The following is an 8,616-nucleotide window of genomic DNA, read 5'->3' on the forward strand; positions in this document are numbered from 1 at the left end:
GCGCCTGGGCCGCCGCGCACAAGGTCGAGCTGTGCTTCACCCCGACCAGCGCCTCCTGGGCCAACCCGATCGAAGCGCAGTTCGGACCGCTGCGCACCTTCGTGATGAGCAACTCCGACCATCCCAATCACACGGTGCAGACCCGAAAGCTCCAGGCCTACCTGCGCTGGCGCAACGCCAACGCCCGCCACCCCGACGTCCTGGCCTCCCAACGCCGCGAACGCGCACGCATCCGCAGCGAAAAACAGCGCCGCTGGGGACGACCAGCCGCCCAAGCCGCATGATCAACCACCACTCCGGTGAACGTTCGTGGCCACCCCACTAGGTGGTTCGTTGAGTCCCGTCATCTCAGGAGGGTGCGCCAGCGCTCGGCCGATTCCATGACGTCCAGGCTGACGCGTTCCAGGTACGCCGCCGTCTTGGCCAGCCGTTGCCCTACGGGGCTGTCGAGCCCGTAGGTCTCGGCCGCCGCCATCGTGGCCCGCGCCGACTCGAGTGTCTGCCGCTCGCTGGTCATGATCGCGTTGTACCAGGCGTCGTCGTCGACCACGTAGATGTCGCGACGCCGCCGCGGATCGCGCTCGCGCCGGACGAACCCCTGCTGGGCCAGGAAGTTCACGGCTACGGAGATGGAGGCCGGGCTGACGTTCAGCCTACGGGTCAGCTCGGCGGCGGTGCGCCTGCCGTCCTCGGACAGCGTCAGGTCGAGGTGCACCTGCGCGGCGATCCTTGGCATCCCCGCCCTGAGCGCCCTTTCGAGGAACTCCTCCTCCATCGCGCTGCCCGGTGGCGTGTCCGCGCGAGGGGGTACCGGTGTGCCGCGCCGGGCCCGCTGGATGGTCGCCTGGTGTGCCTGCTGGGGTCGGTAGTCGGTGGGGCCGCCGTTGCGTGTGATCTCCCGAGTGATCGTCGAGGTGGGCCGGTCGAGTCGCCTGGCGATCTCACCGTAGGAGAGCTTGTCGGCGAGTCCGGCCGCGATGCGCTCGCGGTCCTGCTGGGTCAGTCGTGCTCCTGGCATGCCACCAGTGTTGTCTTCGCCGTCAGCCATTGCAACACAGTCTTGCATTCGAGCTCAGCGTCATTGCTCCGATTTGTGGCTGTTCACCTGGGGAGACGCATTTCTGCGATTGACGTGATTCTGAATGCAACATAGCTTTCGAGTTGCACAAAACACATACTATCGCGAAACGAGGATCGGCCATGAGTGAATCCCTTCCCACCGCCAAGAACACCAGGGCCCGGACGCCGAGGGCGTTCCGGCGAGTGGCGGTCACGGCGCTGGCGGCCGCGCTGCTGGCCGGGGCGGCCGCACCCGCTTTGGCCACCGCGGACGGCAAGGCTACGCCGAAGGCCGCTGCCGGACAGGACCGCCCGGAGTTGCAGAAGGCCATCCAGGCGATCGCCGATGCCGGTTTCCTCGGCGTGCAGGCGCGCGTGAACGATGAGCGGGGCGAGTGGGTCGGCAGCGCCGGGCAGCGCAAGCTGGGTGCGAACGCGAAGCCGCCGGCGAACGGGCGGTTCCGGATCGGCAGCAGCACCAAGCCCTTCGTCGCGACCCTGGTGCTGCAACTGGTGGCCGACGGCAAGATCGGGCTGGACGCCCCGGTGGCCGACTACCTGCCCGCGTTCAAGCTGGACCGGCGGATCAACGTGCGGATGCTGCTGCAGCACACCAGCGGGTTGTACGCCTACACCGGCGAGTTTCGCCCTGACGGGTCGGTCGAGCCGGGGATCCCCGCGGGAGGCAAGGAGTGGGCGGACGCCCGGTTCAAGACCTATCAGCCGGAGGAGCTGGTGCGGTTCGGGTTGTCCAGGCCGGCGCGGTTCGAGCCGGGGACGAGCTGGAGCTACTCCAACACCAACTACACGCTGGCCCAGCTGCTGATCGAGAAGGTCACCGGCCACTCGATCGCCGAGGAGATGAAGCGGCGGATCCTGGGCCCGCTCAAGCTGCGAGGCACTGTGCTGCCGGGCGCCTCGCCGGAGCTCCCCCAGCCGCACCCCCACGGCTACTTCCGCTACCAGGACGCCGCCGGCCAGTGGAAGGTGATCGACGTCACCCGCCAGAACCCCTCCATGACGGCCGCCGCCGGTGACATGATCTCGACCACCAAGGATCTCCAGACGTTCTTCTCCGCGCTGAACGGCGGCAAGCTCGTGCCGGCCAACCTGCTGGCCGAGATGCGCAAGCCGCACCCCAAGAGTGCCACCCCCTTCGGCAACTACGGCCTCGGAATATACGTGCAGGACATGGGCCCGAACTGCGGCACCGTCCTCCATCACAGCGGCGCCACCGCGGGGGGCTACGTGTCGGTGCTGTACGGCACGCCTGACGGCAAGAAGACCCTGACCGCCTCGATCACCTTCGGCGACGCCGCACCCGACCTGGACCAGGCGTTCCCGGAGGCGCGGGACAACCTGCTCAAGCAGGTTTTCTGCGACGGGCAGGCCGGGTCAGCCAACGAGGCCAAGCCGGCTCAGTAGACGGGGCCGAGCACCTTGGACCCGCGTACACCTTGAAGTAGACCCCTGCGGTCGTGCACCAGGTAGAGCGCGAAATGGGCCACGCCGAGCTCATTGAGCGCGGCGTGGCCGGTCCACGAGGTGCGGACACCGAGCCGAGCAGGCACAACCGGTCGACAAACCCGTGAAAGACGAAGCCGGCCAAGGGGATGCTCGGCCATGGTGTGCGTCGTCGTAGCCCAAGCGGCTGGCGCGCCGGCCGGACAACCCGGGCAGACCGAACAACGGATCACGGCGGCTTTCTCCGCCTCGTGAGGGCCTACCACGGCCGCCTAAGCCGCACCCTCAGACGGCCCGCGGTGCAGAACCCGGGCCCGGTACGCCCGCACTCAACCCGGGGTTGAGGAACCCAGGAGCAGCGGTTGGCGCTGAGAATGATCTTGAGTGGAATGTGACGTCCGGCTTCGGCCTGTGATCGCTCTACCTGAAGCCTTCTGGACCGTGGATGATGCGGTGGATGGTGGAGCGTCCGACGCTGTACTCGGTGGCCAAATCGGCCAGGGACACCTCGCCCTCGGCGTAGCGTCGGCGGATGGAGCGTCGGGCGGGTTCGGGGAGTTTGGGTTGCTTGCCTTTGAGCTTGCCGTTCTTCTTGGCCAGGGCCATGCCTTCGCGGGTGCGCATGTGCCCGAGGTTGGCCTCGAACTCGGCGACCATGGCGAGGGTTTGCAGGAACAGTCGGCCGAACGGGTCGGTCCAGTCGTAGACGTTAGCGCCCAGGCCGAACAGGACCCCGCGGTCGGACAAGTCGCTGAGGATCTGGTTGGCCTCGGCCATGCTTGTAGCCCGGGGGCACGCGGACGCCCGCACCCTCGGGGTCCGTTTAAGGCCCTCCGGCGCAGACAGGCCCGGGAACATGGACGGAAGTCGCCGAGGCTGGCCATGGGACTTCGCTGGGTGGAGTGGAGGTGGATGGCGCTAAGGAGGCACTATGGATCTTGATATGGCGTGGGATGCTTTATGCCATGACCGCAGCCAACAGAGAGCCGCAGCCGAACAAGCCGGAGCCGCTAGACAAGTTGAGTTGGTTCGACCTGGTTGAACTGTCCAAACCCCGCACAGGACTCCGGCATGTGGGAACCGTCGCTGTTGGCGGCGGCGTGTTACTTGCTCTAATACAGGTAAATGACGGCTTGAACGATCAAACCCAGGTGCTGATCTTCATGGGAATCGCCGTAGTCGGTGCGCTGCTCCGGATTGAAGCTGCCATCCGCGACCGATCCCGACACTGACACGGGCCCCCATGCCTACGGCAGGTAGCCGTACCAGGTCCGCAACGATCGTCAGCGCCGAGTCGAACGTGGTCCACGTGTTCCACGGCTGGACGGACTCCGCTCCCTGACCCGGACAGAACGATGAGATGAGCAACAGGGCACGGTGAGGCCCTGATGCCCATCACCCCGAAGGGTGCTCTCACGCAACAGCCTCGCCGACTTCTACGAGGCCACGCCGACCACGACAAATAGCGATCCCGGGTTGCGTCCGCGGAAGTGGTGTACGAGTTTGACCTGGTCAGGGGTGTGTCCAGGTTTTCGGCTCTGGCCCACTTTCGGTGGTCACGGAACGTGATAGCTCGTGTCGGTCGATGGTTATCTCGGCGTGTTGTGTCAGCGTGACGCCGGTGTGACTTAAAGGATCTTCCAGGGCTGCTGTTCCCACAGATGGCCGACCTGGTCATCGGCAGCGTTCAAGCCGAGGTCGGAGCTGGGGCCGGGGCAATCGTGGTGCATGTCGCGTCCCGGGGAACGCCGATAGCGTGGCCTGACTGCGGGGGCAGTCGGACGGGTGCACGGCTACGTGGATCGACAGCTGGCCGACCTTCCTGTTGGCGGGCAGCGAGTGCTGGTGCGGCTACGGTTTCGGCGGCTGAGGTGCCCGACGGTCGGGTGCGCGCGGCAGACGTTCCGGGAGCCGCTGCCTGGGCTGGCCGAGCCGTATCAGCGCCGCACGATCGCCTTGACCACGCAGGTGGGGCGGTGGTGCGGGAGCTGGCCGGGCGGGCGGGATCTCGGCTGCTGGACGTGCTGGGAGTCAGGATGTCGCGGCAGAGCGCCGTCCGGTCGTTGCTGCGCCTGCCCCTGCCGGTCCGTCCGGTGCCGGAGGTGATCGGGGTGGACGACTTCGCACTGCGCAAACGACACCGCTACGCCACCGTGATCATCGACGCGGTGACGCGGGAGCGGATCGATGTGCTCGCCGATCGTCAGGCCGACACCTTGGAGGCGTGGCTGCGTGCCCACCCCGGGGTGCGGATGGTGTGCCGGGACAGCAGCGGCGCCTATGCCGAGGCGATCCGTCGCGCTCTGCCGGATACGGTGCAGGTCGGTGATCGCTGGCATATCTGGCACAACCTGGCCGAAGCCGTGGTCAAGGAGGTTGCCGCGCACTCGATCTGCTGGGGCAAGACCGGCCCGCCGCCGAAAGAAGGGGTGCGAGCAGCCACCACACGCGAGCGCTGGCGGCAGGTGCATGCCATGCTCAGCCAGGGTGTCGGACTGCTGGAATGCGCCCGCCGCCTGGGCTTGGCGCTCAACACCGTCAAGCGCTACGCCCGGGTCAACGAACCCGAACGGCTGGTACGCGTGCCGAAGTACCGGCCCACGCTCGTCGACCCGTTCCGCGACCATCTGCGCCAACGCCGGGCCGAGGATCCCGCCGTCCCGGTCCAGCAACTCCTCGTCGAGATCAAGAAACTCGGCTACACCGGCAGTCAGAACCTGCTCTACCGATACATCAACCAAGGCCGCGTCGAATGCGACCGGCCCGCGATCTCACCCAAGCGTCTGGCCAGCCTTCTTCTTACCGAACCGAGCAAGCTCACCGGCCACCACGCCGAGCGGTTGGACGCCGCCATCACCGCCTGCCACGAGATGACCATGCTCGCCGGACTCGTCCGTGACTTCGCCGCTCTCCTCGACCCCAAGCAGGGCAACGACCAGCGACTGACCGACTGGATCGAACAAGCGCGTCAGGTGGACCTGCCCCAGCCCCACCTGCATGCCTTCACCCGCGGGCTGGACTACGACCGGGCCGCCGTCAACGCCGCCCTCACTCTCCCGTTCCACAACGGCGGCACCGAAGGCGTCAACACCAAAACGAAAATGATCAAAAGGCAGATGTACGGGCGCGCCGGCTTCGCACTCCTCCGTCATCGCATCCTGCTCGGCTAAACCACTTTCCGTCACCACCGAAAGTGGGCCAGAGCCGAAAACCGTACAGTCCCCAATGCAGGGAGTAACTCTTCAACACATCCCGGAACGCACTCCGCAAACGATCAACTACCAGGTCGTTCCACGTCCCAAGATCAGCGACAGAGCCGGTAAACGTGCAGAGGTGAGCGGTGTGTCCGCAGCTGCGGTTGCGTGCTTGGTGACGAGCCGCTCGACGGCGTCACGGGAGAGCCGTCCGCCTGCCCGGGTTGGAAAGAGCGGCATGCCGGGTCCGGGTCCGAGTTCGGCGAGCCAGGTTTTCAGCACCCTGACAACCTGGCTGGTCAGCGGGGTTGCCCTGTCTTTGCGTCCCTTGCCGTGGCAGCGGACGTGCGGGCCGGCGCCCAGGTGCGTGTCCTGGCAGGTGAGTGTGGTGAGCTCCGATACCCGCAGGCCGGTCTGGACGGCGAGCAGGAGCAGGGCTTGGTCGCGGCGGCCGTGCCAGGTCTTGCGGTCGGGGGCAGCGAGCAGGGCGTCGGTTTCCCCGGGGGTGAGGTAGCTGACGATGGCGCGCTCGCGCCGGCGGGGCGGGATGGCCAGGACCTGGCTGATCACGGCGGCGTGCTCGGGTGCCCGCGGGGCCGCATAGCTGAACAGCGAGTGGATCGCGGCCAGCCGGGCGTTGCGGGTGGCAGTGCCGTTCCCCCGGTCATCCTCCAGGTGCTGCAGGAACGCGCCGATCAGTGTGGTGTCAAGATCGGCAAGGCTGAGCTTGCTGGGTGCCTTCCCGGTCTTGGCCTGCGCGAAGGACAGCAGGAGCCGGCACGTGTCGCGGTAGGCCGCGACCGTGTTCGGGCTGGCCTTCTTCTGCCGGGCCAGCCGGTCGGTGAAGAAGCCCTGCAGGATGGGGGCAAGGTCGCTCATCGGGCCACCTGCCCGTCCGCCTGCTCGAGCCTGCCTGCGGCCAGGGCGAGGATCTCGGGGACGGCCTGGAGATACCAGTAGGTCGACTTCGGGTCGACATGGCCGAGCCAGGTGGACAGCAGCGGGAGCCGGGCCTGCACGTTCCCGCCGTCGCGATACCAGTCCAGCATCGTCGCGACGGTGAACGTATGCCTCAGGTCGTGCAGCTGGGGAGCACGCCGGCCGGGCGGCGCCTGGATGCCCGCCGCGGCGATCAGCACGGCGAAGGTGTGCTGGATGTTGTGCCCGTCCAGCGGCCCGCCGCGGCTGTTGAGGAGGAATGTGTCCCCCTTCGGCTCCGGGAACAGCCGGTCGCGGGCCTGCTCATAGGCGCGCAGCGCGGCGACTGCGGTCGGGTGCAGGAACGCCAGCCGGGATTTGCCGAACTTGGAGTCGGCGATCACGAGCGTCCCGGCCTGCAGGTCCACGTCGTCCCGTTCGAGGCGGCACGCCTCGCCTTGGCGCATGCCGGTCACGGCCAGCAGCCCGATCAGTGTCTTCCAGGTCGCCGCCCGCAGCGCCGGCGGGAGAGCGCCGGCCGCGCTCATGAGCGCGGCGACCTCCTTTGGGGAGTAGAGATAGGGCGGGATCCGCCGGTAACGGCGTGACAGCACGTCGGTGGGTGGGACGTCGGTGGCTGGGTCCAGCGCCTGCAGGTGCCGGGCGAAGATCCGCACGACGTCGAGCCGCCGGGCCTGGTAGACCTCGTCGCCGCTGCCCCGCGTGGTCTGGGTCGCCCACTCGATCGTCAGGTCGGCTGTCACGTGATCGGCGGAGCGCTCCTCGCAGAACCGGACGAAGCTCATCAGGTGCCGGCCCTGCGTGGTGAGCTTGAAGCCGAGCGCGCGGCGCATCGCCAGGTACTCCTCGGCCCTGGCCCGCAGCGCGCTCACCGGCCGGCCCCGGGCCACGGTCGCGCCAGCGGGCGCAGCGCGTCCTGGTCGACCTTGGCATAGAGCGAGGTGGACAGCTGGCTGCGGTGCCGCAGCACTTGCCCGACCTCGGGCAGTGATGCGCCGGCGCGCAGCATCTCGGTCGCAAGCGCGTGACGGAGCCGGTGCGCGCCACGGCGTTCGAGCCCGGCCCGGTCGCAGGCCCGGCCCATGACAGCGCGGACCGCCTCCGGCGTCAGCTGCCGGTAAGGCCGCCGTACTGTCACGAACACCGCCCGCGACTCGCAGGCGGGACGGCCGCCGGACAGCCAGGCGGCCAGCGCCTTCCCGGCCGGGACCGGCAGGGGAAGCCGCTCAATGCGGCTGCCCTTTCCCGTGACCGCGATCTCGCCGGCCCGCCAGTCGATGTCGCCGAGTTGCAGGGCGGCGGCCTCGGCACCGCGCAGCCCGAGCCGGGCCAGCAGCGACAGGACCGCGTAATCGCGCAGGCCAGTCGCCGTGTTCCGGTCGCAGCCCGCCAGTAACAGCTCGATCTCGGCCGCCGGCGGCCCCCGAGGCAGCGCGGACAGCCGCCATGACGCGACCGCCGGGACCGCCCCGGCAAGCGGAACGGCAGTCCGCCCGGTCACGTGCGCGAACCGCAAGAACGCCCGCAGCGAGGTCACCATCGCCTTCGCCGACCAGGTGTTGCGGTCCCGGGAGTAGTCCACCATGAACGCGGTGACTTTGGCCGCGTCCAGATCGCTCACCGCTTCCGGCCCGCCTACCGCGGCCAGGCGGAACCTGTCAATTTGATCAAGGCAGGTGAGCTGGACTAATTCTGTGTCGAGTTCTCTGTGGTGACCTCTTGGACGGCGTTCTTGGGCTTGTTGATCCACGCTGGGCCGGGTAGGTCAGGCGGGACGGGAGTGCCGCCGCTGGCGAACCGCTCGGGATGGGCGCTCTGAGCGGCCGTCAAGACAGCGGCGCGCCGGTCGCGGATGGTGGCGGCGCGGCCGTAGTGCACGTCCACCGGATGGTGGTAGCCGATCCCCGAGTGGTAGTGGTCGTGGTTGTACCAGGCGTAAAAGCGCTGGCAGAAGGCGCGG

At 68.1% G+C, this 8,616-nt stretch carries 9 protein-coding genes and 2 pseudogenes; 4 read left to right on the plus strand and 7 right to left on the minus strand.

The features are described from left to right. Positions 1–284 (plus strand): annotated as a pseudogene (locus ACTWPW_RS61570) (IS630 family transposase); the annotation flags it as partial. A 59-nt stretch (positions 285–343) separates the two neighbouring features. Here the strand turns inward: ACTWPW_RS61570 and ACTWPW_RS61575 are convergent. After that, positions 344–1,018, minus strand: a complete 675-nt coding sequence (locus ACTWPW_RS61575) for a helix-turn-helix domain-containing protein (RefSeq protein WP_443174633.1) — start codon at positions 1,016–1,018, stop codon at positions 344–346. A 182-nt stretch (positions 1,019–1,200) separates the two neighbouring features. Between ACTWPW_RS61575 and ACTWPW_RS61580 the strand changes: the two genes are divergently transcribed. Further along, positions 1,201–2,484, plus strand: a complete 1,284-nt coding sequence (locus ACTWPW_RS61580) for a serine hydrolase domain-containing protein (RefSeq protein ID WP_443174634.1) — start codon at positions 1,201–1,203, stop codon at positions 2,482–2,484. Here the strand turns inward: ACTWPW_RS61580 and ACTWPW_RS61585 are convergent. Next, on the minus strand, positions 2,478–2,630 hold the full coding sequence (locus tag ACTWPW_RS61585) for a hypothetical protein (RefSeq protein WP_443174635.1): 153 nt from the start codon (positions 2,628–2,630) through the stop codon (positions 2,478–2,480). The genes ACTWPW_RS61580 and ACTWPW_RS61585 overlap by 7 nt on opposite strands. 313 nt (positions 2,631–2,943) lie before the next feature. Beyond that, positions 2,944–3,300 carry a recombinase family protein gene (locus ACTWPW_RS61590; RefSeq protein ID WP_443174636.1) on the minus strand — a complete coding sequence of 119 codons (357 nt, stop codon included), beginning with the start codon at positions 3,298–3,300 and terminating at the stop codon, positions 2,944–2,946. Between the two features lie 188 nt (positions 3,301–3,488). Between ACTWPW_RS61590 and ACTWPW_RS61595 the strand changes: the two genes are divergently transcribed. Next, positions 3,489–3,755 (plus strand): hypothetical protein, encoded by a 267-nt coding sequence (locus ACTWPW_RS61595; RefSeq protein ID WP_443174637.1) that lies wholly within the window; start codon positions 3,489–3,491, stop codon positions 3,753–3,755. Positions 3,756–4,409: 654 nt separating this feature from the next. Further along, a complete protein-coding gene (locus ACTWPW_RS61600; RefSeq protein ID WP_443174638.1) occupies positions 4,410–5,693 on the plus strand; it encodes an ISL3 family transposase in 1,284 nt (427 codons plus the stop codon). Between the two features lie 108 nt (positions 5,694–5,801). On the opposite strand, the gene ACTWPW_RS61605 is transcribed toward ACTWPW_RS61600, so the two are convergent. The 4 genes and pseudogenes from ACTWPW_RS61605 to ACTWPW_RS61620 all read right to left on the minus strand — a co-directional run. Next, the gene (locus ACTWPW_RS61605; RefSeq protein WP_443174639.1) at positions 5,802–6,596 is read right to left on the minus strand and encodes a tyrosine-type recombinase/integrase; all 795 of its coding nucleotides are present in this window, start codon (positions 6,594–6,596) and stop codon (positions 5,802–5,804) included. Further along, positions 6,593–7,528 carry a tyrosine-type recombinase/integrase gene (locus ACTWPW_RS61610; RefSeq protein ID WP_443174640.1) on the minus strand — a complete coding sequence of 312 codons (936 nt, stop codon included), beginning with the start codon at positions 7,526–7,528 and terminating at the stop codon, positions 6,593–6,595. The genes ACTWPW_RS61605 and ACTWPW_RS61610 overlap by 4 nt, the downstream gene beginning before the upstream one ends. Next, positions 7,525–8,277, minus strand: a complete 753-nt coding sequence (locus ACTWPW_RS61615) for a site-specific integrase (RefSeq protein WP_443174641.1) — start codon at positions 8,275–8,277, stop codon at positions 7,525–7,527. Before ACTWPW_RS61615 ends, ACTWPW_RS61610 begins: the two co-directional genes overlap by 4 nt. 65 nt (positions 8,278–8,342) lie before the next feature. Further along, positions 8,343–8,616, minus strand: a pseudogene (locus ACTWPW_RS61620) (IS3-like element IS1141 family transposase); the annotation flags it as partial.

Source organism: Nonomuraea sp. KM90 (assembly GCF_052246675.1).
Taxonomy (GTDB): Bacteria; Actinomycetota; Actinomycetes; order Streptosporangiales; family Streptosporangiaceae; genus Nonomuraea.